This window comes from Marinobacter fuscus (assembly GCF_003007675.1).
GTDB classification, from domain to species: Bacteria; Pseudomonadota; Gammaproteobacteria; order Pseudomonadales; family Oleiphilaceae; genus Marinobacter; species Marinobacter fuscus.
Map to the genome: position 1 here is coordinate 1 of NZ_PXNP01000096.1, position 26,947 is coordinate 26,947.

The window sequence follows — 26,947 nt, forward strand, 5'->3', positions numbered from 1 at the left end:
GGCAACTCGGCATTCCAGGGCAGCAACGCTTCGAGCTTCTCCAGCGTGTCGGACTCAGCAATGCGTTCCAACACATGGTGGATATAAGCTGAAGGCTCCAGGCCATTGGCCTTGGCGGTTTCGATGAGCGAATAGCAGGTGGCGCTGGCTTTCGCCCCTTGTGAGGTATCGGCGAAGAGCCAGGCCTTTCTGCCGAGGGCAAACGGGCGGATGGCGTTCTCGGCTCCGGCATTGCTGATCTTCAGGTCACCGCGCTCACAGTAGCCGACCAGGTAGTCCCATTGGTTCAGGGTGTAATCCATGGCCTGACGGGTAAGCAGGCCTTTCATCACCTTGGGGGCATTTTTCTCCAGCCAGGCTTTAAAGGCGTTCAACAACGGCAGACTCTTTTCCTGGCGAACCCGATATCGCTCCGCGTCGCTCAGATCCCGGGCGGCCTTTTCAATGGCGTACAGTTTGCGGATGTGGCTCAGGGCTACATCCGCCTTTGAGGGTTGGCCTTTTTTGCCTTTGGCCGGTGCCGCCCGGGACGCCTCCACGTACTTACGTCTCGCGTGATCCCAACACCCGATCCGCGTCAGCTTGTTCGTGGCACAGACCTGCCCATAGCCGGAATAGCCATCGGCTTGCAGAATGCCCTGGAAGTCATCCAGCAGACGCACCGGTACCTTGCCACCTCGTGATGGATCATACTCGAACAGAACCGAAGGTTTTCCCGGTGGACCACCCCGGGTGACCCACATCCATTTGTCGGATTGGGCGGTCTTACCGTCTTCCTTGAGCACCTGGATCCGGGTTTCATCGGCTTGCAGGTAATCACCGCTATTCTGGGTTTCCCGCATCAGGTTGATCAGCGGCTGGAAGACGTCATTCAGCCGGATGATCCAGTGAGCCATGCTGGTGCGACTCACTTCATGCCCCAGGCGCTGGAACATTTGTTCCTGACGGTACAACGGCAGACCGTCGGCATACTTGGAGGTAATGAGGTAAGCCAGCAGTGACGGGGTGGCGATGCACTTGCCCAGCGGGCGCGCCGGACGGGCAGCCGCAACAATGCGCTCTTCGCCGTCCTGCTCGAACACCGCCTTTTCCTGCCAGTACTCCAGCACTTTCAGTTGAGCGGGAATGTACTCCAGCTCTTCCTTCACCTTGGTGAAGAAGGTCTTGCTGGCACCGGCTTTCTCTTCGTCGCTGAGGGTTAATTCAATACGCTCACGCAGCAGCGTATCGGAGAAGCCACGTTGGCGGCGCTTGCGGGAACGGCGGGGCGTCTCTTCCTCTTCGACATCGTCCGGCAGCTCATCGCGCAGTTCATCAATCTCGACTTCCAGCTCGACCTCATCGAACAGCAGGATCTGATTGGGCAGCTTTTCACTGCTGGCGGCGAACTGCTGGATCTTCTTATGGCGCAGCAGTTCTTCGAGGATCTCGATGCGAGCGTCTCGTCGCTGGATGGCGTCTTCTTTGGAGGCGAGTTGCTGCTGAAGGCCGCTGATAACCGCCACCATCTCAGCGGTCGATAAACCGTTGAGATCCGGGGTTTTGAGGGCGTTATCAGGCGTTGATTTCATGGCGGAATTATAGCAAAAACAATGCCCTGGCACACCTAAAACGTAATGCAAAAAGGGCTATCCGACACTCTCATAGTGCAGGGTTTTATGGCCCCGCAACAGACTGATGTCGTAGCCGTCCAACAACCAGTTGATCTGTTCACCGGTCAGCGGCATCAGCTCATCCGCAGGCCCTGGCCACTTGAATTTTTCCTCAGCCAAGGCTTTGTAATAGAGCACAAAGCCGTTGTCTTCCCACATTAGACATTTGATCTTGTTCCGCTGCCGGTTGGTGAAGGCGTAAAGTGCACCGGAGAATGGGCTGTGCCCCAGTTCCTGTTCAACCAGCAGGGCCAGGCCGTTGGCCTGCTTGCGGAAGTCGATGGGCTTTCGGTACAGGTAGATCTCCGGCAAATCCCTGGAAGGGCGCAGATAGCGGTGACGCATCACAGCTGTCTCAAGACGGCACCCAGCAAATCGATATTACCGGCATGCAGACCGGTGATCGATACGCCGCCGGGCAGTGACACGGTCAAACTGACTCCGGCATCCGGAGTCGGAGTCGGAGTCACGCGAGTGAATCCGGATCGAGCGTGAACCGGTTCATCACTGGATTCGACACGACCGGTCAGCTTCTGCCGCCAGTAGACAAACCGATGATAAACAAGCGACTCTTGTTTGCAGTAGGCTGCACCGGACAGGCCCGAGGCCTGCCAGTCCGACAGCGTCTCTTGCCAGAACTGGTGTAAATCAGGGGTAGTCATCGGATTCCTCTTTAATGTGAAAGCAGGAATCAGTGTGGCGAAACTCGGGCGTCAGCTACAGGTGCGGATTTATTGGCGCTTACCTTTCACTTTATTTGGGTGGGTGATGAAAGTCGCCGCCCAGATGCCTGTTTTGAAACGTGGCGGTCATTGAATCCCGAATTTACATTGAAAGTGTGGGGGAATCGGGAATACGATGAATTTCCATGGCGAACCAAACGACACATGGATGCGATGAGGAAAACAGGGCAGCTTTTCGGCGTGGCAGACTTGATGCGGTGGGAAATACTTTTTAATGAGGGAGGTTTTGCTCTGGATGCTGATTCAATAGCCCTTTCTCCTTTGCCAGACTGGTTGTTTGATTGCACCGCATTTGCGTGCTGGGAAAATGAACTGATTTCCCCGGGCCTAATTGCCAACGGTTATTTTGCCTCCCACCCTGGTGATCGGTTGATTGGGCAACTACTGGAAAAGTTCCTTTCCAGCAAGTACTTGGCAAGCAAGTTTGTCTGGTACAAGTTGAAACATAAACCAGTTGCTGCTTGGAAAACAGTTGGTCCGAGAGTTTTGACCGAGACGGTTCGAGAAATGGGTTATAGTGACTTAACGGTTCTTCCAAGCAATTTTTTTTGCCCAAGGCATCTTAGCGGAGAAACCTATAGAGGATCGGGACCTGTCTTCTGCGACCAACTATTTGCAAGTAGTCGGCCTAACGGTTATCAAGAGCTAAAGTTAAATCAAGAAACTGCAGAATCACTGATCGCCATGGCACGAGAGCGCTTGGGGCGCTAATCTGAATTTTGCCGGATTCGCTTGATGAAAGCCTCGATTTTCGCCAGTTTTCGGAGAAGCCGATACCGCCTTAAGGGATCATAAATCCATGGTGATTTAAGGCCTTTTACTTTCACCGTCAGGAAGTCTTCCGCGATTGGAACCTGATCTGTTGGCCTGCTACGCAACCTTTGTATTGCTGACTCATCCATTATGTTGAAGGGATAAAAACCCGCCTTATTGACGATTTCAGCAAGCCGGAATGTGAAGCTTTTTTTCTTGTTTCGGTAAGCAGGCGGATTGGGTAGCCACATGGCAAACGGTGCAAAAAGGTAACCCATTTCCAGAAAATTCTGTTTTGCCTGTTGTTCGTTCTCAAATTCCCCCGGCACAAATTTCCAGTCAACTGAACGCAAGCGGTCGCTTCTGGTTACGGAGATGTCGGAATAGTAAACGCCTGCCACTTGTTTATTGCTGCGGTGCTCGCAGACGTAAACGCCACGATCATCGCGATATATAAATCGATCCAGCGTCCGCTGACGAGTAATTCGTTTCTGGAACACGGGTGCAAGAAATCCAGCATTCGGGAATTGGTCAAACTGGTTGTTCAGAAATTCCAGATCCTGATCATCGATAGGTCGTATTAGCTGCGTATCATCCTGGAGAAAGCATATCAGCGTGACTTCTTCCAAGGAATCAACGGCTCTCTGCATGTTCGTATAGAGAGCCCCGTGCTGGTCGCCGGATTTTTTATCATCTCTGGTGCGCACTTCGTGCTTTTTCGCAATCTCGCCAAGAATCTGAATAGTCTCAGGATCATTGCTGGCGTCGTCATAGATTATGATACGATGTTTCGGGGCGCAGATTTCAATCGATTCGACACAGTTTCGTAGGTGAGGCCCGCGATTGTAGGAGAAAACGAAAAATATCAAGAGATCGCTCCTTGTCGGGGCTCGCTGATGTGTAAATTGATACCATGTGGCGTTTGGGTGATGCCTTGGTTTTCAACTCGGATTCTGTGCTCCTTGTTCGCCCTGACAGTATCAGGATCAACATACCCCCTTGCATGATCGAGATGAATAACAATTGCGTTATACCTCACATGTTTCGGTTTGATGCCCAGATTAACTAACCGAACTCCAAATTCTCTGTCTTCACCGCCATAGGCCATGGTTTCATCAAAGCCGTTAACTGCAAGCACATCTTTTTTCCACGCCGATCCATTGGAGCCTTTGAAGCGGCAGCGTGTTGGGGTTAGGGTGTTGAACAATCGGGCCTTCCAGCCACGAGCAGTTAGCTTGCTGTTCTTGTACGTGGAACCCAGTCCATGCGCTTTGAGCCATTCGAGTTCGAAACACCGCCCGGCCAGAATGTCTTCACGAGTTATCGCTTTGCTCGTCGCCATGGGCAGCTTGTGGTAGCCGCCTGACAGGTAATAGCCAGGCTCTGCTTCGGTTGCATGTACCTCAAGAAAGTCTTTGCGAGGAATACAGTCGCCATCGGTGAATATCAGATATTCTGCCTGAGCTTTGAGTACCGCTTTATTCAGGATTCGGCACTTCTGAAAACCGTCATCCTCCTGCCATACATGGGTTATCGTGAGACCGGTCTCATCTCTCATGCGATCAATAAGCTGACGTGTTTCATCTTTTGAACCATCATCTGCAATGATGATCTCAAAATCCTTGTGGGTTTGTGCGCTGTATCCCCACAGGACTTTTTCCAGCCACTCAGGTGAGTTGTAGGTGCTGATGATCACAGAAAGCTTCATAAGTAGTGTTCGCGTACCTTGATATGACAGTTATTCATAAAACCGAGATATTTCCTCCAGAACCCGAATGGCTATAGAGGGCTTAAGCTCATAATTCCGGACCGGCTCCAAACTCCGGCTTACCACATCAACATTACCAGAAGCATGGGTAACGACGGCCAGCTCTTTCGTCAAAAGCGCATAGTCCATATAACTATGGGCTATGCTCCATGGACGTTCTTGAGGTTCGAACAAGCCATTTCCGGTAGCGTAATGGCTTGGGTCTGAACTCTGACAGCCCAGCAAGTCACCCATAAGCGTTGGAGCTATATCAAAATTCTCGGTTCTGTAATCAATTCGTTGTGCCGGTTTGTTAGGCCAGTGTACCACCATTGGCACCCTAAGCTGATAGTCGCCGAAGTTGCTGCCATGTCCCCAGTAGTTTTTCCCATAGTCGTTAAACTCCTGGCCGTGGTCGCCGGTAATCATAACTACGGTTTGATCAAGCAAGTCTCGGCCCATAAGGTCGTCAAGAACGCTGCCGATCAAATTGTCCACGAAGTGCAGGGTAGATTTGTAGTTATTTTTGATGAGCTCGGGGTCGAAGTCTGCATTGAGTTGCAGCTTATTAACGGACTCCCAGTAGGGCTGGAATTTCACAGGGTAATCGTCCGGCACCATATGGTTGTGGGGGGGCATAAAACAGAAAGCCGAAGAACGGGTTGGCTGGGTCAAGTTCATGCTCGGTGAATTCCAGCCAATCTTCGGTGATCCGGCGGTCCCTGTCCCATGGGTGGTTACCAGGTGTTTTGAGGCGAAGGTTTTTTATGGACGAGAATACGTTCTGATCAAAAGCGGGGCTTACCAGCGTGGCAGAACCCAGTACTTTGGTTTGATAGCCTAGCTCCTGCATTCTGTTGATGGTAACCGGCGGTTTTTTGCTCGCGGTGAAGGCGTCCCAATAACTGGCGGGCAACGAATAGAACAGGGTGAAAATGCCGGGCTTGGTGGCGTTTCCGTTGCTGTAATGCTGCTCGAACGTCAGGTTATTCTGAGCGAATTCATAAATGTTGGGCATCCAGCGCGGGTCGAGCATGTCCCATCGAGCCCCGTCTATGACGATCATCAGAACATTCAGTTTGCGGGCAGGTTCTGAGCATTGCAGTGGCTGAATCGGGTAGTTGAGCGGCCCTGTCTGATTGGAAGGGGCCAGCCCTTGGGCGGACTGATTATCTCGGGCTTTTTGCTGGTCAACCCATCCGTGTTTATTCATGAACCGCTTGGCGGTGGCGCCATAATAAAGCGGAACGTGTCGGGTGATGCCGGTAACTCGGGAGTCGTAGTTTGCGTCGGCCCATGCATGCCAGGCATGAGCGCCAACCTGCAGCCCGATCATGATTGCAAAGCTGGCTGCTAACCACAGACCGCGAGGGCGTCTGCGCCACAGCAGGACGGCTATGATGGTTTCAATGATGACAATGCCGCAAACAATGCCCAGGGTTGACGCCCAGAACTGCCAGGAGAACGCAAAGATTTCACTTCCACCGCGAAACGCCAGCTCCAAAACAAAGGACGAAAGGTGAAAACGGAAGAAGTCCAACATAGGCTGCGGTGCTGGTATCGGGGATGTTCATCCAGGGTAAATAACGCAGCCCGATCAGAAGTGCGATAACCCCGTTAGCAAAGATAAACCAGGATGCCCAGGCGGTTCTTTGCGCGGAAAGAGCGTGGCGTCGCATGATGTTTCGAACTCCGGTGATTTCGGGGGAGCGGGGCCCCAAAAAGTTCGATACTATCGTTTTTTTGTTAGGTAGCTAAGTCCGTGCTTTCCGCTAACGTACGTCTCTTCCATTGGCTGGCAATGTATGTGCAAAGTGGCGTTAGCCTCTGCCGTAAACGTCTTCGAGCCGCACAATATCATCTTCCCCGAGGTAGGAACCGGACTGAACTTCGATCAATTCAAGATCTATCACACCGGGATTTTCCAGTGAGTGAATCTGGCCCACAGGAATGTAGGTGGACTGGTTTTCGGTCACCAGGTAGGTTTTTTCCCCATTGGTGACTTTGGCCGTGCCACTAACCACAATCCAGTGTTCAGCCCGGTGGTGATGCATCTGTACCGAAAGCTTGGCGCCGGGTTTAACGGTGATGCGTTTTACCTGATAGCGCTTGCCGTTGTCGATGGAGTCGTAAACGCCCCAGGGGCGATACACTTCCCGGTGGTTCATGTGTTCATGTCTGCCATCGCTTTTGATGGCGTCGACCACCTTTTTAACGTCCTGAACCTGATTCTTGTTTGCAACGAGCAGGGCGTCTTTGGTCTCGATAATGACGAGATCTTCTACGCCAACGGTGGCAACCAGTCGGCTTTCGGCACGAACAAGCGAGTTTCTGGTGTTGTGGGTAATGACGTCTCCCGACGCACAGTTACCATTCGTATCTTTGGCGCTGGTTTCCCACAGTGCCGACCAGGAGCCGATGTCGCTCCAGCCAGCATCCAGGGCGACTACCGCCGCGTTGTCTGTGTTCTCCATAACGGCCGTATCGATGGCGTCTTCCGGGCATTCGGAGAAGATGCTTTCGTTCAGCCGGGTAAAATGCAGGTCTTCGCTGGCCTCGTCCAGGGCTGCCTGGCAAATGGCCAGTATACCCGGGCGGTGTTTTTGCAGTTCTTGCAGATAGGTGCGGGCGCCCAGCAGGAACATGCCGCTGTTCCAGAGGTATTCGTTGGAGTCCAGGTATGCCTGGGCTGTTTCCTGGTTTGGCTTTTCGACAAACCGGCTTACCTCAAAGCAACCGGACGCCAGCTCCGAACCCTGCTGAATATAGCCGTACCCGGTTTCTGCGTGCCCGGGCACGATGCCAAAGGTAACCAGTTTGCCTTGCCCGGCCAGGGGAATTGCTTTTTGAATGCCCGCCTGAAAGGCTGCCATGTCTTGGATGAGGTGATCCGCTGCCAGTACCAGCATCAACGGATCTCTGGTTTCTTCCTGGTTTTTGATGAGCTGCAGGGCTGCAAGTGCGATCGCCGGAGCTGTATTGCGGCCGCAGGGCTCAAGAATAATGCGGGCGTCCCGATAGCCGGATTGCCGCATTTGTTCAGCGGCAAGAAAACGATGTTCTTCGTTGCATATAAGCAACGGATCCGCCGTTTCCAGCCCGTCGAGCCGCGCAACGGTCAGTTGAAGCATCGACAAATGCTCGTCGGTCAGCTTCAGGAACTGCTTTGGGTTCAGTTGCCTGGACAGTGGCCAAAGGCGTGAGCCGGTGCCTCCGGCGATAATGACGGGGTGGATCATGGGATTGCTCCAAGACTGGCTTTCATTCAGCATAAGCGGGTTTTCAAAGGCGGGATATTAGCACATCCGGGGGGCTGCCACAGTGTTCTGATGTGCGTGATTTGTACGTTTTGACAGGATACCGTTCATGAGATTGCCTCTGTCTGTTTACTACATTACCTGTAATGAAGAAGCGCGTTTGCCGGAGTCTCTGGCCAGGGTGAAGGCACTGGCGGATGAAATTATTGTGGTGGATTCCGGTAGTACCGATCGAACCTGCCACTTGGCCGAAGCGGCAGGGGCCCGTGTGGTTCATCGAGACTGGGAAGGCTATGCCTCCCAGAAAGCTTATGCAGCCAGCCTGTGCCGGAACGACTGGGTTCTGGATCTGGATGCGGATGAAGTGCTGAGCGATGAGTTGGTTGCGAATATTCAGGAGCGTTTTTCTCAACCGATCAGCGAGCAGGTGGCCGGGTTTCGAATGACCTGGGTGTTGAGCCCGCCAGACCCGGAGCACCCTTTTCGTTATGAGCGGCCAAAGCGCATCCTGAGGTTGTACAATCGGCAAAGGGCGGTGATTCGCCCCGAGAAAGACAGCAATGATGATCGGCCGAAGGTGGTTTCAGGTAGGGTGTTGGATCTGCCAGGTAACGTCTTGCACAAAAGTGTTGTGTCACTGCAGCAGGCGGAGGCCAAGTTTATCCAGCTTTCTACCGAACAGGCCCGTTATCTGGCGGCCAAAGGGCGGAAGGTATCCACAGCGCGCCTGTTGTCTGAATTTCCCCTGAAGTTTCTCAAATACTATGTTCTGAGGCGCCAGTACCGTAATGGCTGGTTCGGCTTCAGCTACTCGATTCTGTCAGCCAACCGGAATTTCATGCGCCTGGCGAAGGCGCGGGAGCTCCAGCTGATGGCAGCTCTTCGCGCCAGGCGAGCCGCCGGGGATTAGCGTTTCGCCTGTTTGATTTGCGGTTTTGTCCCGTGGCCGCAGATCCAAACCGCTGCGCGTCAGCTGCTGACGGCTTTGGTATACACCTCCAGTGTGCGCTCGGTCTGGGATTCCAGCCAGAATTGCCTGGGTACGATGATGTCTGGTGACGGCACTTGCAGCAGGTGTAAAACAGTACTGGCGAAAGCGCCGGTGTCATCGGGGCTAACCAGTCCATCCCGAAAGCACGCCTGCAGGGTTTCCGCTGCGCCACCCCGATTATAGGCCACCACCGGCGTGCCGGATGCCAGAGCTTCTGTGACCGTTCGCCCGAAAGGTTCCGGTTTGGTGGACATATGGCAGACCACATCGGCCAGAAGGTACAGGTTGTTCATGTCATTTCTCTGGCCGAGGAAGGTCACCTTATCGGTCAACCCCAGCCGGGAGCGTTCCTTTTCGAGTTCCTGCAGGAAGCGCTCCTTGCCGGGCTCGGCGCCACCCACAATGATGCCGTGGCAGTCCGGTCTCTGGCGGGTAATGCGGGACATAGCTTCCAGGAAGTGCAGTTGGCCTTTCCAGCGTGAGATTCGCCCGGGCATCATAATGATTTTCTTGCCTGCCAGTTGCGGAAATCGCCCGAGAATATGCTGAAGCCACTGTTCATTGATCGCACGATCCCGAAACGCGGCAATGTCTACGCCCCGCTGAATGACGGTCAGCTTTTCTTCTGCGACTGGAAAGTGCTCTAGGACGTAGTCTTTTACGCAATTGGACACTGCAATCACCTGATCCGCTCTTGCCATGACTGCGCTGTAGGGGTTCACCGAGTACATGCCGTGAAAGCTCGACACGATGGCGGGGCGTTGCGCCTCCGGCAGGGTTTTCAGGGCCAGGTGGATGATCCAGGCGGGCATTCGGGAGCGGATATGGACAACATCCGGTTTGAGGTCCCGAAGCAGCTTGCGCATGGGCAGAACCTGCCCGAATGAAGACGGGGACTTGCGGTGAATGGGCATATGAATATGGGTTGAACCCTGGCCCCGCACCTGTTCTGCCATAGGCCCGCCATTGGACACTACAAAAGACTCATGGCCACGCTTTACCAGCTCTGCGGCAAACTCAACGGTGCCCCGCTCAACGCCGCCACTGTGTAGTGCCGGTAATGCCTGCAGAACTCTCATGCCTTTGGTTTCCTGTTGTTGTGTTGCGAGCGAAGGTAGCGATCAATAAGCCACCGGGCTGCCCGGTCGGCCTCCCAGAGTGTTTGGCGCTGCTCAGCCTGCGGCGCCATCACAGCGGCATGATCGGCCCAGGGAGCAATCATGCCCTGTTGCAGCAATCTCTCAATGCCTTTGACAACCCGGCTGCCGGGCCGGGCGGGCAGGGTCAGTAATCCGGTGGGTACGCCCGAGGTTGCGGCTTCGCATACCATCGACAGGCTGTCTGGTGTCACCCAGACGGCCCTAGACGCCGCCAACTGATGGTTAAGCCAGCTGTCATGGGTTTGCTGATGGGACACGACGGTCACCTTCAATCGCTGTAGTTCTGAAAGCCGTTGCGTGAGTGACTCGGGGGTGCGGCGGGAGTCACTGATGGTCCATCGCCAGTCGGGATACCGGGCCATCAGCTCACTGATCTGAGCCAGCAGTGTATCGTCGTCCCATTGATAATGCCGGGAAGGCCCGCCCAGCAGAATCAGTGCTTCCGGCTTGTCGGTCAGTCTGGCCAACGGGGTGACTGCATTGATCACCCCTTCGGTAATCAGGATGTTACGGGTTGGCTTTATATCATCATGGGCAGGAACAACGGCGGCATGAACCCACGCAAGCGGAAAAGCAGGCTTCATTAAAACAATTGAGCGGGCATGTTTGCTTCGTCGCAAGGCCAGCAACAGCCGGTGTGTGCCGGTGCCTGCCGCAATAATCAGATCCGGCGCTGGTAGTTGGGGCCGGGGTGAGGGCAGCCTGCCCACAAGGGCCCGCCACAGAGGAACGGCAAACTCCTGAGCATTTACCCAGTGCAACTCCGCACCGGCCAGCACGCGCAGTCGATTGCCCAGGCCTTTCAGCTGGTTTCTATGGCCTGCTTTGTGGTCGGTAATCAGCCAGACAACCGGAGCGCGGGTGGTGTCGTTCACGATTTTTTCTTTTTCCGTTTGGGCTTGTAGAAACCCGGGTCGTTGGGGTCTGGCCGGGTTTTGAAGCGGCGATGCATCCAGAGATACTGGTCTGGTGCTTTGCGAATTTCCTGTTCGATAACTGCGTTGATGCGGGTGGCATCTTCCAGGTCATCTCCGCTCGGGAAGTTTTCCAGAGCAGGGTGAAAGTAGATCTCGTAACCGGGGCGATCATCCCGCCGGAAGTGACTGAATGGTACCACTTTGCACTGGCTGCGCTCGGCAATGCGCGACGTGGCGGTAATGGTGCCGGTGGGGATATTGAAAAATGGCGCGAAAACAATATCTTTTCGCCCGTAATCCTGGTCGGTGGCGTACCAGACCGCCCGATTCTTTTTCAGTGACCGGAACAGCCCTCGCAGCTCTCTGGCCCCCAGTACGGTGCCGTAACGACGGCCCCTGGCGCGGGTCATCACGGCGTTCATCAGTGGGTTATTGTGGTCCCGCTGCATCACATCGGCTTCAATAAATTCCGTTACCAGACTTCCGCCGAGATCGAGGGTGCTGTAGTGCCCGCCCAACAACAGAACACCGTGGCCGGAGGCCAGAGCCTGCTCAAAATGCTCCAGGCCATAAACGCGGGTAATGCGGGTCAGTTTGGCCGGGTCGCGAAACCAGGCGATACCCAGTTCAATGGCGCCAATGCCATTGGCAATAAAGGCTTTGCGCACCAGGGCTGCCTGTTGTTGTTCGGTTAGCTCCGGAAAACAAAGCCGAATATTGGTCTCTGTGATCGCGCGGCGACTGCTCGCGAATTTCCAGGCCAGAAGACCAATACCTTTGCCTAGCCACCATTGAAACCGGAGCGGAAGTTGGGCGATCAGCCACATTGCACCGATGCCCAGCCAGGTTGGCCACCAGCGAGGGTGGCGGTAGGCTGAATAGTCGGTATTGCGGGGGAGTTTGCGGTACTTCTTTTTCAAAATCGTTGATCCTGCATCGACAAACGGTTTGCCGGGGGGCAAGATGCAACCCCTCGACAAATTTCGCCTATGATAACGCACTGTTTTGCCGGGAGTCCTGCGTGTTCCAGTTTATCTATTCCCAGCTTATTCGCCTTGCCTTGCCGTTTATTCTCGTCCGGCTCTGGTGGCAGGGCCGAAAAGCACCCGGGTTGCATCAGGATTGGCAACATCGCCTGGGGCGGGTGCCGCCTATGTCCGGCCCGGTTATCTGGGTGCACGCGGTGTCTGTGGGCGAGACGATCGCGGCCGGGCCTCTTGTGCGCCGGCTGTTGGCCCGCAATCTGGGTGCCACTATTCTGATGACGGCCATGACGGACACCGGCCTGGCGCAAGCGCGGAAAATGTTTGGCGACAAGGTCGCTTATGCCTACGCACCATACGATACACCGGGTGGCATCCGGCGTTTTCTCGAGCGTATCAATCCCCGGATTCTGGTTATCATGGAAACCGAAATCTGGCCCAATATGATAAGGCAGTGCCGTCGGCGCCGGGTGCCGGTATTTTTGATCAACGCCCGCCTTTCAGAGCGTTCTGCCGTGGGCTACGAACGTGTCAAAGGCCTGGCAGCGCCGATTATGAAGAGTATTACCTGGGTGGCCGCCCAGGCAGAACGGGACGCCGAGCGGTTTCGCCGGATAGGCGTTGCGGCCTCCCATGTAGAGGTAACCGGAAGCGTCAAATTTGATGTCGACATCCCCGAAGGCGTGCGTGGCGCTGCCCGGGCGTTGCGAAATGAACTGGGTGAGCGACCGGTCTGGATTGCCGGTAGCACCCATTCCGGTGAAGATCCGCAATTGTTGTTAGCTCATCGGCAGATACTGAACGCACACCCGGGAGCCTTGCTGATTATTGTACCCAGGCATCCGGAGCGCTTTGACTCTGTTGCTGAGCTCGTTGCAAAAGAGGGGCTTATCCTTGCGCGCCGATCGCTTGACCAGGCACCAGGTGATGCACAGGTTTACCTGGCGGATACCATGGGCGAGTTAATGACTCTGTATGGCGCCAGTGACATTGCTTTTGTGGGTGGTTCGCTGATCGAACGGGGAGGCCACAACCCTCTGGAACCGGCTGCCTGGGGTATCCCGGTATTTTCCGGCCCTCATGTGTTCAACTTTGAAACCATCTATGAGCGCTTGCTGGCGGACGGTGGGGTGCAGATGGTAGCGGGTACGGATGAACTGGCGGATCGGATTGGCCGTTTGATGGCCAACGACGACGAGCGGCGTGCCTACGGCGAGCGGGCGCTGGCAGTGGTTATGAAAAACCGCGGGGCACTGGATCGGGTGGTTGAAGGGATTATTGATCGGGTGTAGCCGGGCAGAGACCACTCCGACGGTTGTTTGTCGGAGTGGTCGCCGGGTTTACCGGGTGGGGTCGTCCAGTGTCTGGCTCTGCTCGGCCAGGGCCTCGATGCCCCGGGCGTCTTCGTTCAGCCAGTTGTTCAGGTCGATCAGGTCTTGCGGGCTAAGCGTGCCCGCCGCCTGTTTGAGCTGCAGGGTGTTGATTACATAGTCGTAGCGAGCGTTGGCATAGTCACGCAGTGCCACGTAGTATGCGCGCTCGGCGTCCAGCACTTCCACAATGTTCCGGGTGCCTACATCATAACCGGCCCGGGTGGCATCCAGGGCGCTGCGGCGGGAAATGATGGTCTGCTCCAGAGCAGAGGCTGTTTCCACGTTGTTGTTGACAGTCAGGAACAGGCTGCGGGTATTTACCTGTACGTCCCGGCGAACGGTTTGCAGATCCTGCTCGGCGGAAGTCACAAGTGCCCGTTGCTGGCGCACGCCCGCCTGGGTGCCGCCGCCCATATACAGGGGCACGTTAAGTTGCAGGCCGATCACGCCCTGCGTGCCCTCCTGCTGATTGGATTTGGCACCGTCCAGTTCGGTTTCGCCATAGGAGGCAGTCAGTGCCACTGTCGGCAGGTGGCCGGACTTGGCAACTTTCAGGTTGGCTTCACTGGCGTTCAGTTGGTACAGGGCAGACTGAATGGACCAGTTCTGATCCAGTGCCGTGGTTTCCCAGGCCGTTGGGTCCATCGGGTCCGGGCGGCCCAGGGGGAAGTTCTCCCGCAGGTTTTCCAGGTCAACGGCGTACTTGCCGGTCAGGCGGGCCAGTTGTTCCCGGGCTACGTTACGCTGGTTTTCCGCTGCGATACGGCGGCTCTTGCTGTCGTCGTAGCTGGCACGGGCCTCGTACACTTCCGTAATAGCAATCAGGCCAACATCAAAGCGCTCCTGAGCCTGCTCGTACTGGCGCTGAATTGCCGCTTCGGTGGCACGGGCGGTGGTTACCGTATCCTGGGCCCTCAGCACGTTGAAGTACGCGGTGGCAACCTGCAGGATCAGCTGTTGCTGTGCTAGGTTGTACTGGGCCTGGGCCGCTTCGGTCTGGAACTGGCTGGCGTCGTAGCGGAACCAGCTGTCGGCCCGGAACAGCGGCTGAGACAGTTGCACTCCGTAATTCAATGACTTGTAGCTGTCGCCCGGGCCATTCTTGGCGTCAAAATCGGTGTGGTTGGCATTGGCGTAGCCGCTTACCTGGGGCAGCAAGGCGCTTTTGCTGACGCTGCTGGCAGCCTGCTGGGCTTCAAACCGTGCCTGGGCCGATGCGATGCCGGAGTCGTAGGAAAGTGCCTGCTCGTAGGCTTCAACAAGATCCAGAGAAAACGCAGGCTGGGCTGCGAGCAAGGTGATCAATCCTGGAAGTAACCGTTTTTTCATCTTTTCTCCTGACAAACTATCTCCGGGCATCCGTGGTCTGGATACAGGAATCGGAAGGTCATGGCGTAGAAAGCGGGGCTTGTCCATCGGTGACCCAAAGGTATAGGTCGACCATTATGGACAATAAAGGTTCCCGTCTCTACACTTGTTAAGTTCATCCACTTGATCCACTTGGGTGAGTACAACAAAAATTTATCGCGTCTTGACGGGGTGCTGATACGCCAAAAACCGGCGATCGGCTGAGATTGTTCTGCAGAACCCGCAACCTGATCCGGATAATGCCGGCGTAGGAATTAAGACAGACCAACCAGTGCCTGCCCGTTCAGGGGCAATCTGCAGGCACCTTCCGTCATACGCGACCCAACTTCTGATTATCGGGAGCCTATGATGACGGATTTACCAGCCTACCTCAGCGATTCTGCCAAGGTAGATTCAGCAGCAATCAAACCATTACCAAGCTCACGAAAAATCTACGTGCAGGGTAGCCGACCCGATCTGCGGGTGCCTATGCGGGAAATTACGGTGGCGGATACGCCCACCGAGATGGGTGGCGAGAAGAATCCGCCGGTGGTGGTATACGACACCTCCGGCCCCTACACAGACCCGGAGGCCACCATAGACCTGCGTAAAGGCCTCGCCCCCATCCGCGCCAACTGGATTGCCGAACGGGGAGACGTCGAGCAGCTTGATGGCTATACCTCCGAATACACCCGCCGCCGGATGAAAGATCCTCAGCTTGACCCGCTGCGTTTTATGGACGAACGCAAACCGCTGCGGGCGAAGCCGGGCCAGAATGTCAGCCAGATGCACTACGCCCGCAAAGGCATTATCACGCCGGAGATGGAGTTTATTGCTATCCGCGAGAACATGAAGCTGCAGGAAGCGCGGGAGCAGGGGCTGTTGAATGATCAGCACCCGGGCCAGTCCTTCGGTGCCAGTATTCCCGCCGAGATCACCCCGGAATTTGTGCGCGAGGAAGTGGCCCGGGGCCGCGCCATCATTCCTGCCAACATCAATCATCCGGAAATTGAGCCAATGATCATCGGCCGCAACTTTCTGGTGAAGATCAACGGTAATATCGGTAACTCTGCCGTCACCTCGTCCATTGAAGAGGAAGTGGAGAAGCTCACCTGGGGCATTCGCTGGGGTTCCGACACCATCATGGATCTGTCCACCGGCAAGAACATCCATGAAACCCGTGAGTGGCTGATCCGTAACTCGCCGGTGCCGGTGGGCACTGTGCCCATCTACCAGGCGCTGGAGAAAGTCGGTGGCGTGGCCGAAGACCTGACCTGGGAAATCTTCCGCGATACCCTCATTGAGCAGGCCGAGCAGGGGGTGGATTACTTTACCATCCACGCGGGCGTGCGCCTGCATCATGTGCCGCTTACCGCCAAGCGGACCACCGGTATTGTCTCCCGCGGCGGCTCGATCATGGCTAAGTGGTGCCTGGCCCACCATAAGGAAAGCTTCCTGTACGAGCACTTTGAAGACATCTGCGAGATCATGAAAGCTTACGATGTCTCGTTCAGCCTTGGCGACGGCCTGCGCCCGGGCTCCATCGCCGATGCCAACGACGCCGCCCAATTTGGTGAACTGGAGACCCTGGGCGAACTCACCAAAATCGCCTGGAAGCACGACGTGCAGTGCATGATCGAAGGGCCGGGCCACGTGCCTATGCACCTGATCAAAGAGAACATGGACAAGCAGCTGGAGTGTTGTGACGAAGCACCGTTCTACACCCTCGGGCCGCTGACCACCGACATTGCACCCGGTTACGACCACATTACGTCCGGTATCGGGGCTGCCATGATTGGCTGGTACGGCTGCGCCATGCTCTGTTACGTCACGCCGAAAGAGCATCTGGGTTTGCCCAACAAGGACGATGTTAAAACCGGCATCATCACCTACAAGATTGCCGCCCACGCGGCCGATCTGGCCAAGGGGCATCCGGGAGCGCAAATCCGGGACAATGCGTTGTCGAAAGCCCGCTTCGAGTTTCGCTGGCAAGACCAGTTCAATCTGGCGCTGGATCCGGACACCGCCCGGGCCTTCCACGACGAAACCCTGCCCAAGGAATCCGCCAAGGTGGCGCACTTCTGCTCCATGTGTGGCCCCAAGTTCTGCTCCATGAAAATCTCCCAGGAAGTTCGGGATTACGCGGCAGAACATGGAATGGACGAAGTGTCAGCCATCGACGCAGGAATGCAGGCGAAATCCCGCGAGTTCTTGGATTCCGGAAGCAAACTGTACGATAAGGTCTGATCGTACTGGTGCGGTTCGCGGGGCAGATTGATGCTCCGCGAACCGCCGAACCTGCTCTGTACCGTCCTCCGCCTGCGGGTAAACGCAGGCTTGCAGCACCCCCTGCCAAGCGGCTATCGTTCAACATCGATTTCAGACAAGTTGCGATTATGCCCAAGCCGTTCCAGTTCACCGCAAACGACGTACAGGTACAAAAGCGCGATACCGTGTTTCAGGGCTTTTTCCGCATGGACAAGCTCTGGCTCAGCCATCCTCGCTTCGATGGCCGTGCGATGCCCCTGTTCACCCGGGAGCTCTTTATCCGTGGTGATGCTACCTGCGTGTTGCCCTACGACCCGGTGCGTGACGAAGTGGTGTTGCTGGAGCAGTTCCGTCTTGGTGCCCTGGGCCGTGATCAGTCGCCCTGGTTGCTCGAGCTGGTGGCGGGCATGAACGAAGACTGTGAAACTCCGGAACAGGTGGCCCAGCGGGAGGGGCAGGAAGAGGCCGGGTTGTCATTCCAACGCCTCGACAAAATCTGTGATTATCTGGTGTCGCCGGGTGGAAGCACCGAGATGATTCACCTCTATGCGGGCCAGGCCAGTACCGAATCCGCGGGCGGCATATTTGGCGTTGAGCACGAACACGAGGACATTCGTGCCCACGTGGTACCCGCCGACGAGGCGATAGCGATGATCCAGGATGGCCGCATCAACAACGCTGCGGCCATTATTGCCATTCAATGGTTGCAGTTGAACCGGGACAGGCTGCGCCGGGAGTGGCGGGCATGACCGAATGGGTGAAGCGGCCAAAGGCCTACGTGCCGGATCTTCGGCAGCTAGGGGCTTTGTGCGACGGCAACTACCAGCGCCTGAACAAGCTCCGGCAGTTGGAAAGTGCCGATGCGGCTGTGTGTGAGTTCGAGTTGCACCGGGAACACCAGTACCTCGGCCGTGTGCGAATTCAGGTGCTACAAACCGCCAAATACACCGAAACCTTGCTTCTGGAGCAGGTGCACAACAGCGGCCGCTGGCTCAACAACCCCCAAATCACGGTGCGGGTTTACCACGATGCCCTGATGGCGGAAGTGGTGAGCTGCTATCGCCAGCGCCAGATTGCACCGGTGAACGATTACCCCAACCGGTTTATGCACCACCCGGATGAAAAAGTTCAGGTAAATGGATTCCTGGCCGACTGGCTGGATTACTGCCTGCGTTTCGGGCATTTGCCACTCGAGCATGCGGCCTGGTCGGCGGGTGAAGGCGCAGATTAGATCGTCAGACTGTGACCTGTATTCCAATCGTAAACATTTAATCTGAACTTGGCTGTCGTACACTTGTCATGATTATCAACTGGTTGCATTGAATAGCAGGCCCGGCATGACTCAACCCGCAAACGCACGCCCGCTCAAGGTGCTGCAACTTACCGACCCTCACCTGATGGCGAATCCGGATGGCGCGCTGCTGGGCGTTAATACCCGGGCCAGTTTGTCGGCGGTGATTGCGGAAGCGCTGCGCCAGCATGGCCAGCCAGATCTGATTCTCGCCACCGGTGATCTCACCCAGGATGCCTCGGCCGAGGCCTATCGTTATTTTGGTGAACAGTTGAAGCGTTTTGATTGCCCCGCACTCTGGATTGCCGGCAATCACGACGACTCGGTACTGCTTGCGACGGTGGCGGCTGAATTTCAGGCCGAGCAAAGCCAATTGGTGCTGGGTGGCTGGCACTTCGTGATGCTGGACTCATCGGTGTATGGCAAAGTGCACGGAGAGCTCACCCAAGAGGAGCTGGCGTTTCTGGATCAGGCCCTTGGCCAGCAGCCAGAGTTGCCCACCATGGTCTGCCTGCATCATCACCCGGTGGATATCGGCTCAGACTGGATGGAAAAAATCGGGCTCAAAAATCGGGATGCCTTCTGGCAAGTGATTGACCGGCATCCGCAGGTTCGGGTAGTGCTGTGGGGGCATATCCATCAAGAGCTTGAACAGCAGCGCAACGGTGCCTGCTTGCTGGCCACGCCTTCTACTTGCATCCAGTTCGCCACAGGCTCCAGTGACTTCGCCGTGGAACCTCTGGCACCGGGGTATCGCTGGCTGGAACTTGATACTTCAGGCAACTTTAAGTCGGAAGTCCGCCGAGCGGAGAGTTTTGAGTTTGACCTGGATGAGGAAAGCTCCGGGTACTGATTAAGGCTAGCAACAGGCTGTTCTATCTGAGTCAAGCCCCGCTTATTCTGGGCAGCACTGCAACACGGCAGGTGTATTCAGCTCAGTACACCTGCCGTTTTGAATCCTCAGAATTCAGCTGCGCAGTTCCCGCGCTGCCGCTACCATGGTTTCCAGTGCCGGCGTCACTTCTTCCCATTTCCGCGTTTTCAGGCCGCAGTCCGGGTTAATCCACAGCCGTTCTGCGGGGATACGTTCAGCCGCCAGAGTCATCAGGTTGATGATGTGTTCCTTGTCTGGAATGTTGGGCGAATGGATGTCGTATACGCCCGGACCAATGTCGTTGGGGTATTCAAAGCTCCGGAACGCATCCAGCAGTTCCATGTCTGACCGAGAGGTCTCGATGGTGATGACATCGGCATCCATACGGGCAATGGCTTCGATGATGTCGTTGAATTCCGAGTAGCACATATGGGTATGGATCTGGGTGCTGTCATCTACGCCGTTGGCGGCGATGCGGAAGCTGTTGATTGCCCACTCCAGATACCTTGCCCAGTCCGACTGTCTCAGCGGCAGACCCTCGCGCAGAGCGGCTTCGTCGATCTGGATGATGTTCACGCCAGCTTTTTCCAGATCCTGAACCTCCTCGCGAATCGCGAGGGCCAGCTGCAGGCAGGAATCCTTGCGAGGCTGATCATCCCGCACGAAAGACCAGTTCAGAATCGTCACCGGGCCGGTCAGCATCCCTTTCACTGGTTTGTCCGTCAGCGACTGGGCATAGCGGATCCATTCCACGGTCATGGCCTGGGGTCGGCGGATATCGCCAAACAGAATCGGTGGTTTCACGCAGCGTGAACCGTAAGACTGAACCCAGCCGAAGCGCGTGAAGGCATAGCCGTCCAGTTGCTCGCCAAAGTATTCCACCATGTCATTACGTTCGGGTTCGCCGTGTACCAGGACATCCAGTCCGAGCTTTTCCTGCTCTTCCACGCAACGCACAATTTCTGCTCGCATTTGTTCGATGTAAGCCTGTTCGCTCAGCTCGCCCTTACGGTATTGCAGTCGCGCCTGTCGAATCTCGCGGGTTTGCGGGAAAGATCCGATGGTCGTGGTCGGGAAGGCGGGCAGATTTAGTCTCTCCCGCTGGCGGACGATCCGCTGAGGGTAGGGACTCTGGCGATTGCCAAGCTCGGACGTGGCGGCGGCAACGGCCTTTCGAACCTCCGGATTGGTCACGCGATGGGAGCTGCGGCGGCTATCGATGGCCAATTGATTGTCTGCCAGCTCGGCGCGCACGCTGCTGCGGCCCTCGTTCAGTGCTCTGGCGAGAATCTTCAGTTCATCGAGCTTCTGAACCGCAAACGCCAGCCAGTTGCGAATATCGCTATCAAGTTCCTGTTCCCGGGATAGATCGACAGGGACATGCAGAAGTGAGCAGGTCGGTGCCAGCCACAGACGTTGGCCCAGTCTTTCGTTCAGGGGCTCCAACCAGCCCAGAGTGCTGTTCAGATCCGATTTCCAGATGTTGCGACCGTTGACCACCCCGAGCGAAAGCACCTTGTGGCTCGGCAGCCAGTCTGCCACGCGACTGACCTCGGCCAGCGCACTGATGGCATCAACGTGCAGGCCTGCAACAGGCAATTCGCACGCCAGCTGAAGGTTGTCCCTGAGCTCGCCGAAATAGGTGGCCAATAGCAGTTTCGGGCGGTTCGTTTTTAGCTGGTGGTAAGCCAGATTGAAGGCATAACACCAGTTGGCGTCCAGATCCGTGACCAAGGCAGGTTCGTCAATCTGAACCCATTCCGCGCCAGCATCCGCCAGGGCTTTCAGGAGTTGGGAGTACACCGGTAGCAGGCGCTCCAGCAAATCCAGAGGATTGCTTCCATCCGAGGTTTTTCCCAGCCAGAGGTAGGTCACCGGGCCAATAATCACGGGTTTTGCGTTGAGTCCCTGTTTCCGTGCTTCGGACAGTTGTGTTAACAGTCGTTCCGGATTGAGTTCAAAGTGAGTGTCAGCTGTCAGCTCCGGCACAATATAGTGGTAGTTGGTGTCAAACCACTTGGTCATCTCGCCAGCGGCAGTGACGCAGCAGGGGCTATCATTGGCACCCCGGCCACGTGCGGCACGGAAGTAAGCGTCCAGCTCCGAGCCTTCTTTGCTGGCGGCCCGGATGGGGAGGTTTCCCAGAGTGACGGACATATCCAGCACCTGGTCGTAAAGGGAAAAATCGCCTACCGGCACGTAATCGAGCCCGGCCTGTTGCTGCCAGTGACGCTGGCGCAGATCGGCTGCCGTGATGGCCAGCTCCTGTTCGGTTTGCCGGCCGCCCCAATAGTCTTCCAGCGCGAATTTCAGCTCGCGCTGGCCACCGATACGGGGGAAGCCGAGGTTATGTGTGGTTGCCATGATCGAGTCCTTGAATCCTGTGTGTTGAGTCAGGCCTCAAGGTTAGGTGGGCTTTTGCATGAATAAAAATGGTATTATTTCACTAAATTATGAAAAAGGTTCACGGATAGGTCATGGTCGAGCGGCATCATCTGGAAATCATGCGAGCGGTGGAGCGCCAGGGTTCACTGACGGCTGCGGCGGAACAGCTACACCTCACCCAGTCGGCGTTGTCCCACGCTATTCGTAAGCTGGAGCAACAACTGGGCACGCCGGTCTGGCTCCGAGAGGGGCGTCAGTTGCGTTTGACTCAGGCTGGTCATCAACTGCTGGCATTAGCCAATCGTTTGCTGCCGCAGTTTGAACACGCTGAGATGCAGATTCACCAGATTGCCCAAGGGCAGCGCGGCAGCTTGCGAATTGGCATGGAGTGTCACCCCTGCTATCAATGGCTTCTGAAAGTAGTAGGCCCTTACTTGCAGCAGTGGCCGGATGTTGATGTTGATGTGAAACAGGAGTTCCAGTTCGGCGGCATGGGGGCGTTGTTTGGCCATGACATTGACCTGCTGGTCACACCAGACCCACTGCACAAGCCCGGGGTGCGTTTTGAGCCAGTGTTCGATTACGAGCAGGTGCTGGTGGTGCCCGAGCAACACCCGCTGGCGGAACAAGAGTGGGTAAGGCCGGAGCAGTTGGAAACAGAAACCCTGATTACCTATCCGGTGGCGGTAGAGCGGCTGGATATCTTCACCCGCTTTTTCTTGCCCGCCCATACCGCACCGGCCCGGCACAAAACCATCGAAACCACCGATATCATGCTGCAAATGGTGGCCGCTGGCCGGGGAGTCACGGCTTTGCCTCGCTGGCTGGTGCATGAGTACGCGCAAAAGCTGCCAATTCGGGCGTTGAGCCTGGGTGAACAGGGGATGCCCAAACAGATATTTCTTGGCTTTCGCGAGATCGACGAAACCGTGGATTACCTGTCGGCATTTGTAAAACTGGCCCGGGGGATTCGCTGGGGCTGAGATCTTCGGTTAAACTGCGCGAAAAATTCCAACAGGACACACGAATCATGAGCGATATCCCTGCAGATCTGAAATACATCGAGACCCACCAATGGGTGAGGGTAGACGCCGATGGCACCGCCACCGTGGGCATTACCGATTTCGCCCAGGAGCAATTGGGCGACGTGGTGTTTATCGAAGTGCCCGAAATTGGCGCAACGGTGAATGGTGGTGAAGAGGCTGGCGTGGCCGAGTCCGTTAAATCCGCTTCCGATGTGTTCAGCCCGGTCACCGGTGAGGTGATTGCGGTGAACGAAAAACTGGAGGACGAGCCGGAAACCGTTAACGAGGATCCCTACGGTGATGGCTGGATGTTCCGGGTGAAGCTGGCGGATGCCGGCGAACTGGAAGGCCTGATGGATTCGGTGGCCTACGGCGAACACGTGGCTGCAGAATCCTGAACGCAGGTTTCAGGCCCGGGCAGTCAGACTTGCGCCGGGCCGGGTGAAGCTCGATCAGTCCCGCAGAGACAGCACTGGCCAGCCCAGCTCTCGGGCCTGAGCTTCCAGTGTCGGGTCGGGGTCGACGGCCACCGGGTTGGGCACCTTCCGCAGCAGCGGCAAATCGTTGTGTGAGTCGCTGTAAAACCAGGCGTTTTCCAGGCTCTCGCCGTGGGCGGCAAGCCAGTCGTTCAGTCGTTCCACCTTGCCTTCTTGGAAGCTGGGCGTGCCCGCCACTTCACCGGTAAAGCGGCCGTTCACCAGTTCCGGCTCAGTGGCGATCAGATAATCCACGCCCAGCTTGTCGGCAATCCGCTCGGTCACAAACCGGTTGGTGGCGGTGATGATCATCAGGGTGTGGCCCTGGGCCCGGTGATCGGCCAGCAGTTTGGCCGCTTTATCCTGCATCATCGGCTGGATTTTCTTCGCCATGAAGACATCGCGCCAGGCGTTCAGCTCATCCATGTTATGGCGGGTTAGCGGCTCCAACACAAAGCGCTGATAGTGAAAAATGTCCAGTTCGCCGTTCAGGTATTCCTGATAGAAGCGATCGTTGGCCAGGCGATATTCTTCCGGGTCGACAATTTCCTCTTCCACCAGAAATTCGCCCCAGGCATGGTCACTGTCGCCAGCCAGCAGTGTGTTGTCCAGATCAAAAATCGCGAGCGTCACAAAGTTTCCTCCCAGTTCCACGGCCCGATCGCAAGCGCAGCAGTCTACCATGAAGCCCTGGGGACTGCGCCGTTTGCCGAAGTCTTGGGTTTCTGTAAGAATGATTGCAACTTGGACTAATTCCGCCGGTTGCATAGAGGCCGGCGCCGACACTTTGAGAGGACTGTACCGTGATTGACTCAGACGGTTTCAGACCCAACGTCGGAATCATTCTGGCCAACCACCGGGGCGAAGTGCTCTGGGCAAGGCGAATAGGGCAAGACTCCTGGCAGTTTCCCCAGGGTGGCATCAAGCACAATGAATCGCCCGAACAGGCGCTTTTCCGGGAGCTGGGCGAAGAAATCGGCCTGGCGGCAGACGATGTGGAAATCATCAGCTGTACCCGGGGCTGGCTGCGCTACAGGCTACCCAGGCGAATGGTGCGCCACAATTCCCACCCGGTGTGTGTGGGCCAAAAACAGAAATGGTTCCTGCTGAGGATGTTATCGCCAGACGCGCATGTACGCGTGGATAGCACGGACTCACCGGAATTCGACGGTTGGCAGTGGGTAAGCTACTGGTACCCGCTCGGACAGGTGGTTTCATTCAAGCGAGAAGTTTACAGGCGTGCGTTGAGGGAGTTGGCGCCCAGGCTGTTTCATAATATGGAGCAGTGGCAGCGGAGCGAGCCCCCAAAGCGTGTGAAGGAACATCAGAAATGACGGACTGACTCCATGCTGAGCATCCTGCGAAGTCTAGTACAAGAGGTGAACAGCGCCCGGGATCTGAAGGAGGCGCTGGATATCATCGTGTCGCGCGTGCAGGACGCCATGGGGACAGAAGTCTGCTCGGTGTACCTGCTCGACCCGGCCTCCAACCGCTATATCCTGATGGCCACCCAAGGCCTGTACAAGCAATCGGTGGGCGTGGTCAGCCTGGCTTATTCTGAAGGTCTGGTTGGGCTGGTGGGCTCCCGTGAAGAGCCCATCAACCTTGAAGACGCCCCATCCCATCCCCGCTACCGTTATTTTCCGGAAACCGGTGAAGAACGTTTTCGCTCTTTTCTTGGGGTACCTATCATCCATCACCGCCGGGTACTGGGCGTGCTGGTGGTTCAGCAGCGGGAGAGTTCCCGTTGCTTCGACGAAGGCGAAGAAGCCTTTCTAGTGACCGTCTCTGCCCAGTTGGCCGGAGTGATTGCTCACAGTGAGGCCACCGGCGCCATCAGTGGCCTGTCATTAACCGGTGAAGAAACCTGGGATGTCTGTTTTAACGGGGTTCCGGGCGCCCCGGGGGTCGCCATCGGTACCGGCGTGGTGGTCTACCCGGCGGCCGATCTTGATGCCGTACCGGAGAAGCCGGCAGAAGACCTGGAGCACGAGTTGGCGCTGTTCCGCTCGTCGGTGGATTCGGTGCGCGAGGACATCGAGCGGGTGGCCAACCGGCTGGCATCCCAGCTGCGCTCCGAAGAGCAGGCACTGTTTGACGTTTATCTGCGAATGCTGGGGGACGAAGCCCTGCCCGGGGAGGTGGAAAACCGCATTCGCGAGAATGTCTGGGCTCAGGGCGCACTCAAGCAGGTGGTGCAGCAATATATTCGCCATTTCGAGATGATGGACGACCCCTATCTGCGGGAGCGGGCGGTGGATATCCGGGATCTTGGTCGTCGCTTGTTGTCGTATTTGCAGGAAGGCGAACAGGAAACCTTGGAGTATCCGGAAAACACCGTGCTGGTGAGCGAGGAACTCACCCCTGCTATGCTCGGTGAGGTGCCCAAGGGCCGCCTGGTGGGCCTGGTTTCCATGAAGGGCTCCAGTAACTCCCACGTGGCCATTCTGGCCCGGGCTATGGGCGTGCCCACTGTGATGGGGCTGGTGGATACCCCAGTGAATCAGCTCAACGGCCGGGAGCTGGTGGTGGATGGTTTCGAGGGGCAGATTTTTGCCTCGCCCTCCACCGACCTTCGGGCGTTCTATCAGGCTATCTATGATGAAGAGAATGAACTGATTCGGGGCCTGGAAGCGCTGCGCGATTTGCCCTGCGAAACCACCGATGGCCATCGGATCTCGTTGCTGGTGAACACCGGGCTGATGACCGACGTGGTGCGCTCGCTCACCCATGGCGCCGAAGGCATTGGGCTGTACCGAACCGAAGTACCGTTCATGATCAAAGAGCGTTTCCCGTCCGAGCAGGAGCAGCGGGAATATTACCGTGAGCAACTGGAGGCCTTCGCCCCCAACCCGGTTACCATGCGCACTTTGGATGTGGGTGGCGACAAGGCGCTGAGTTATTTCCCGATTGAGGAGGAAAACCCGTTTCTGGGCTGGCGGGGTATCCGGGTAACCCTGGATCATCCGGAAATCTTTCTGGTGCAGGTTCGGGCCATGCTCAAGGCCAGCGAGGGCCTGAATAATCTGCAGATTATGCTGCCCATGATCAGTAACATTTCCGAAGTGGAAGAGTCGCTGCATCTGATTTACCGGGTCTATCACGAGGTGCGCGAGGAAGGCTATGACATCCGCATGCCGAAAGTCGGCGTGATGGTGGAAATCCCTGCAGCGATTTATCAAATTCGTGAGCTGGCCGAGCGGGTGGATTTTCTGTCTGTCGGCTCCAACGATCTGACTCAATACCTGCTGGCGGTGGATCGCAACAACCCGCGGGTGGCGCAGCTTTACCATTCCTACCATCCGGCTGTGCTGCAGGCGCTGGTGCGGGTAGCCCAGGATGCTCATTCCGTAGGCAAGCCGGTAGGTATCTGCGGGGAACTGGCGGGCGACCCTGGCGGCGCGCTGCTGCTCATGGCGATGGGCTACGACTCTCTTTCAATGAACGCAGCCAGCCTGCCCAAGGTCAAATCAGTGATTCGCAGTGTGGATCGCGAATGGGCCATTCAATTGCTGGAAGATGTACTGTTACTGGATTCCCCCCACGTGATCAAAAGCTGTGTTGACCTGGCGCTGCGCAATGCCGGATTTGGCCGATACCTTCGGCCTGATCGCAGCTCTGCGGCTGCGCTGGTGGAGCAGGCGGCTTCCTGAGTCCTGGGCATTTCTGGCGGTTTAGTGTGCTTACTCTAAAATCCACTGCTAG

The 26,947-nt window shown here is 56.5% G+C and carries 26 protein-coding genes and 1 riboswitch; of the genes, 11 read left to right on the plus strand and 15 right to left on the minus strand.

What is annotated here, in order from left to right; all coding sequences use genetic code 11:
• The 3 genes from tnpC to tnpA all read right to left on the minus strand — a co-directional run.
• Nucleotides 1-1,571, minus strand: a 1,571-nt coding sequence (gene tnpC, locus C7H09_RS12545; protein ID WP_106761478.1) for an IS66 family transposase, incomplete at its 3' end; no start/stop codon positions are given.
• A 57-nt stretch (nt 1,572-1,628) separates the two neighbouring features.
• Nucleotides 1,629-1,997 (minus strand): IS66 family insertion sequence element accessory protein TnpB, encoded by a 369-nt coding sequence (gene tnpB / locus C7H09_RS12550; protein WP_106761477.1) that lies wholly within the window; start codon nt 1,995-1,997, stop codon nt 1,629-1,631.
• A complete protein-coding gene (gene tnpA, locus C7H09_RS12555; RefSeq protein ID WP_106761476.1) occupies nt 1,997-2,314 on the minus strand; it encodes an IS66 family insertion sequence element accessory protein TnpA in 318 nt (105 codons plus the stop codon). The genes tnpB and tnpA overlap by 1 nt, the downstream gene beginning before the upstream one ends.
• A 72-nt stretch (nt 2,315-2,386) precedes the next feature.
• Between tnpA and C7H09_RS12560 the strand changes: the two genes are divergently transcribed.
• Nucleotides 2,387-3,106: a glycosyltransferase family 32 protein gene (locus tag C7H09_RS12560; RefSeq protein WP_133166235.1), complete on the plus strand. Its 720-nt coding sequence runs from the start codon at nt 2,387-2,389 to the stop codon at nt 3,104-3,106.
• Here the strand turns inward: C7H09_RS12560 and C7H09_RS12565 are convergent.
• From C7H09_RS12565 to C7H09_RS12590, 6 genes are all read right to left on the minus strand, one after another.
• Nucleotides 3,103-4,017 carry a glycosyltransferase family A protein gene (locus C7H09_RS12565; protein WP_106763181.1) on the minus strand — a complete coding sequence of 305 codons (915 nt, stop codon included), beginning with the start codon at nt 4,015-4,017 and terminating at the stop codon, nt 3,103-3,105. The genes C7H09_RS12560 and C7H09_RS12565 overlap by 4 nt on opposite strands.
• Entirely contained in the window at nt 4,014-4,844 is an 831-nt protein-coding gene (locus tag C7H09_RS12570; RefSeq protein WP_240616585.1) for a glycosyltransferase family 2 protein, read from the minus strand. The genes C7H09_RS12565 and C7H09_RS12570 overlap by 4 nt, the downstream gene beginning before the upstream one ends.
• A 42-nt stretch (nt 4,845-4,886) precedes the next feature.
• Nucleotides 4,887-5,495 carry a sulfatase-like hydrolase/transferase gene (locus C7H09_RS12575; protein WP_240616586.1) on the minus strand — a complete coding sequence of 203 codons (609 nt, stop codon included), beginning with the start codon at nt 5,493-5,495 and terminating at the stop codon, nt 4,887-4,889.
• Nucleotides 5,464-6,438 (minus strand): DUF3413 domain-containing protein, encoded by a 975-nt coding sequence (locus tag C7H09_RS12580; RefSeq protein WP_106763188.1) that lies wholly within the window; start codon nt 6,436-6,438, stop codon nt 5,464-5,466. The genes C7H09_RS12575 and C7H09_RS12580 overlap by 32 nt, the downstream gene beginning before the upstream one ends.
• Nucleotides 6,371-6,574, minus strand: coding sequence for a DUF3413 domain-containing protein (locus tag C7H09_RS20555; RefSeq protein WP_106763190.1), 204 nt, complete (start codon nt 6,572-6,574; stop codon nt 6,371-6,373). The genes C7H09_RS12580 and C7H09_RS20555 overlap by 68 nt, the downstream gene beginning before the upstream one ends.
• 141 nt (nt 6,575-6,715) lie before the next feature.
• Nucleotides 6,716-8,134: a mannose-1-phosphate guanylyltransferase/mannose-6-phosphate isomerase gene (locus C7H09_RS12590; protein ID WP_106763349.1), complete on the minus strand. Its 1,419-nt coding sequence runs from the start codon at nt 8,132-8,134 to the stop codon at nt 6,716-6,718.
• Nucleotides 8,135-8,261: 127 nt separating this feature from the next.
• Here C7H09_RS12590 and C7H09_RS12595 point away from each other — a divergent pair, with 127 nt between their 5' ends.
• Nucleotides 8,262-9,062: a glycosyltransferase family 2 protein gene (locus tag C7H09_RS12595; RefSeq protein ID WP_106763192.1), complete on the plus strand. Its 801-nt coding sequence runs from the start codon at nt 8,262-8,264 to the stop codon at nt 9,060-9,062.
• A gap of 59 nt (nt 9,063-9,121) precedes the next feature.
• On the opposite strand, the gene C7H09_RS12600 is transcribed toward C7H09_RS12595, so the two are convergent.
• The 3 genes from C7H09_RS12600 to lpxL are packed head-to-tail and all read right to left on the minus strand — an operon-like array spanning nt 9,122 to nt 12,140.
• Nucleotides 9,122-10,222, minus strand: coding sequence for a glycosyltransferase family 4 protein (locus C7H09_RS12600; RefSeq protein ID WP_106763194.1), 1,101 nt, complete (start codon nt 10,220-10,222; stop codon nt 9,122-9,124).
• A complete protein-coding gene (locus tag C7H09_RS12605) occupies nt 10,219-11,178 on the minus strand; it encodes a mitochondrial fission ELM1 family protein (RefSeq protein WP_106763196.1) in 960 nt (319 codons plus the stop codon). Before C7H09_RS12605 ends, C7H09_RS12600 begins: the two co-directional genes overlap by 4 nt.
• Nucleotides 11,175-12,140 (minus strand): LpxL/LpxP family Kdo(2)-lipid IV(A) lauroyl/palmitoleoyl acyltransferase, encoded by a 966-nt coding sequence (gene lpxL / locus C7H09_RS12610; RefSeq protein WP_106763199.1) that lies wholly within the window; start codon nt 12,138-12,140, stop codon nt 11,175-11,177. Before lpxL ends, C7H09_RS12605 begins: the two co-directional genes overlap by 4 nt.
• 101 nt (nt 12,141-12,241) lie before the next feature.
• On the opposite strand from lpxL, the gene waaA reads away from it, so the two are divergent.
• Complete coding sequence (gene waaA, locus C7H09_RS12615) at nt 12,242-13,495, plus strand: lipid IV(A) 3-deoxy-D-manno-octulosonic acid transferase (protein ID WP_106763201.1); 1,254 nt, start codon at nt 12,242-12,244, stop codon at nt 13,493-13,495.
• 48 nt (nt 13,496-13,543) lie between these two features.
• On the opposite strand, the gene C7H09_RS12620 is transcribed toward waaA, so the two are convergent.
• On the minus strand, nt 13,544-14,905 hold the full coding sequence (locus tag C7H09_RS12620) for a TolC family outer membrane protein (protein WP_106763203.1): 1,362 nt from the start codon (nt 14,903-14,905) through the stop codon (nt 13,544-13,546).
• A 196-nt stretch (nt 14,906-15,101) separates the two neighbouring features.
• A riboswitch (TPP riboswitch) is annotated at nt 15,102-15,215 on the plus strand.
• Nucleotides 15,216-15,292: 77 nt separating this feature from the next.
• On the opposite strand from C7H09_RS12620, the gene thiC reads away from it, so the two are divergent.
• The 4 genes from thiC to cpdA all read left to right on the plus strand — a co-directional run bounded on the left by thiC (nt 15,293) and on the right by cpdA (nt 19,335).
• Nucleotides 15,293-17,170, plus strand: coding sequence for a phosphomethylpyrimidine synthase ThiC (gene thiC / locus C7H09_RS12625; protein WP_106763205.1), 1,878 nt, complete (start codon nt 15,293-15,295; stop codon nt 17,168-17,170).
• A 149-nt stretch (nt 17,171-17,319) separates the two neighbouring features.
• Nucleotides 17,320-17,940: an NUDIX domain-containing protein gene (locus tag C7H09_RS12630; protein WP_106763351.1), complete on the plus strand. Its 621-nt coding sequence runs from the start codon at nt 17,320-17,322 to the stop codon at nt 17,938-17,940.
• On the plus strand, nt 17,937-18,422 hold the full coding sequence (locus C7H09_RS12635; RefSeq protein WP_106763206.1) for a DUF1249 domain-containing protein: 486 nt from the start codon (nt 17,937-17,939) through the stop codon (nt 18,420-18,422). Before C7H09_RS12630 ends, C7H09_RS12635 begins: the two co-directional genes overlap by 4 nt.
• Nucleotides 18,423-18,528: 106 nt before the next feature.
• Nucleotides 18,529-19,335, plus strand: coding sequence for a 3',5'-cyclic-AMP phosphodiesterase (cpdA, locus tag C7H09_RS12640; RefSeq protein ID WP_106763208.1), 807 nt, complete (start codon nt 18,529-18,531; stop codon nt 19,333-19,335).
• A gap of 114 nt (nt 19,336-19,449) precedes the next feature.
• On the opposite strand, the gene metE is transcribed toward cpdA, so the two are convergent.
• The gene (metE, locus tag C7H09_RS12645) at nt 19,450-21,720 is read right to left on the minus strand and encodes a 5-methyltetrahydropteroyltriglutamate--homocysteine S-methyltransferase (protein ID WP_106763210.1); all 2,271 of its coding nucleotides are present in this window, start codon (nt 21,718-21,720) and stop codon (nt 19,450-19,452) included.
• Nucleotides 21,721-21,833: 113 nt separating this feature from the next.
• On the opposite strand from metE, the gene C7H09_RS12650 reads away from it, so the two are divergent.
• A complete protein-coding gene (locus tag C7H09_RS12650; protein WP_106763212.1) occupies nt 21,834-22,724 on the plus strand; it encodes a LysR family transcriptional regulator in 891 nt (296 codons plus the stop codon).
• Nucleotides 22,725-22,771: 47 nt separating this feature from the next.
• Nucleotides 22,772-23,164 (plus strand): glycine cleavage system protein GcvH, encoded by a 393-nt coding sequence (gcvH, locus tag C7H09_RS12655; protein ID WP_106763215.1) that lies wholly within the window; start codon nt 22,772-22,774, stop codon nt 23,162-23,164.
• Nucleotides 23,165-23,218: 54 nt separating this feature from the next.
• On the opposite strand, the gene C7H09_RS12660 is transcribed toward gcvH, so the two are convergent.
• The gene (locus C7H09_RS12660) at nt 23,219-23,875 is read right to left on the minus strand and encodes a histidinol-phosphatase (protein ID WP_106763354.1); all 657 of its coding nucleotides are present in this window, start codon (nt 23,873-23,875) and stop codon (nt 23,219-23,221) included.
• A 170-nt stretch (nt 23,876-24,045) separates the two neighbouring features.
• Here C7H09_RS12660 and C7H09_RS12665 point away from each other — a divergent pair, with 170 nt between their 5' ends.
• A complete protein-coding gene (locus tag C7H09_RS12665) occupies nt 24,046-24,576 on the plus strand; it encodes an RNA pyrophosphohydrolase (RefSeq protein WP_106763217.1) in 531 nt (176 codons plus the stop codon).
• Nucleotides 24,577-24,588: 12 nt separating this feature from the next.
• On the plus strand, nt 24,589-26,895 hold the full coding sequence (gene ptsP / locus C7H09_RS12670) for a phosphoenolpyruvate--protein phosphotransferase (RefSeq protein ID WP_106763219.1): 2,307 nt from the start codon (nt 24,589-24,591) through the stop codon (nt 26,893-26,895).
• The last annotated feature ends 52 nt before the right edge of the window (nt 26,896-26,947 follow it).

Coding starts and splice junctions, on each gene's coding strand:
- tnpB (WP_106761477.1), bottom strand. CDS start 1,997: ATGCGTCACCGCTATCTGCGCCCTTCCAGGGATTTGCCGGAGATCTAC.
- tnpA (WP_106761476.1), bottom strand. CDS start 2,314: ATGACTACCCCTGATTTACACCAGTTCTGGCAAGAGACGCTGTCGGAC.
- C7H09_RS12580 (WP_106763188.1), bottom strand. CDS start 6,438: ATGTTGGACTTCTTCCGTTTTCACCTTTCGTCCTTTGTTTTGGAGCTG.
- C7H09_RS20555 (WP_106763190.1), bottom strand. CDS start 6,574: ATGCGACGCCACGCTCTTTCCGCGCAAAGAACCGCCTGGGCATCCTGG.
- C7H09_RS12590 (WP_106763349.1), bottom strand. CDS start 8,134: ATGATCCACCCCGTCATTATCGCCGGAGGCACCGGCTCACGCCTTTGG.
- C7H09_RS12595 (WP_106763192.1), top strand. CDS start 8,262: ATGAGATTGCCTCTGTCTGTTTACTACATTACCTGTAATGAAGAAGCG.
- C7H09_RS12600 (WP_106763194.1), bottom strand. CDS start 10,222: ATGAGAGTTCTGCAGGCATTACCGGCACTACACAGTGGCGGCGTTGAG.
- C7H09_RS12620 (WP_106763203.1), bottom strand. CDS start 14,905: ATGAAAAAACGGTTACTTCCAGGATTGATCACCTTGCTCGCAGCCCAG.
- thiC (WP_106763205.1), top strand. CDS start 15,293: ATGACGGATTTACCAGCCTACCTCAGCGATTCTGCCAAGGTAGATTCA.
- C7H09_RS12630 (WP_106763351.1), top strand. CDS start 17,320: ATGCCCAAGCCGTTCCAGTTCACCGCAAACGACGTACAGGTACAAAAG.
- C7H09_RS12635 (WP_106763206.1), top strand. CDS start 17,937: ATGACCGAATGGGTGAAGCGGCCAAAGGCCTACGTGCCGGATCTTCGG.
- cpdA (WP_106763208.1), top strand. CDS start 18,529: ATGACTCAACCCGCAAACGCACGCCCGCTCAAGGTGCTGCAACTTACC.
- metE (WP_106763210.1), bottom strand. CDS start 21,720: ATGGCAACCACACATAACCTCGGCTTCCCCCGTATCGGTGGCCAGCGC.
- C7H09_RS12650 (WP_106763212.1), top strand. CDS start 21,834: ATGGTCGAGCGGCATCATCTGGAAATCATGCGAGCGGTGGAGCGCCAG.
- gcvH (WP_106763215.1), top strand. CDS start 22,772: ATGAGCGATATCCCTGCAGATCTGAAATACATCGAGACCCACCAATGG.
- ptsP (WP_106763219.1), top strand. CDS start 24,589: ATGCTGAGCATCCTGCGAAGTCTAGTACAAGAGGTGAACAGCGCCCGG.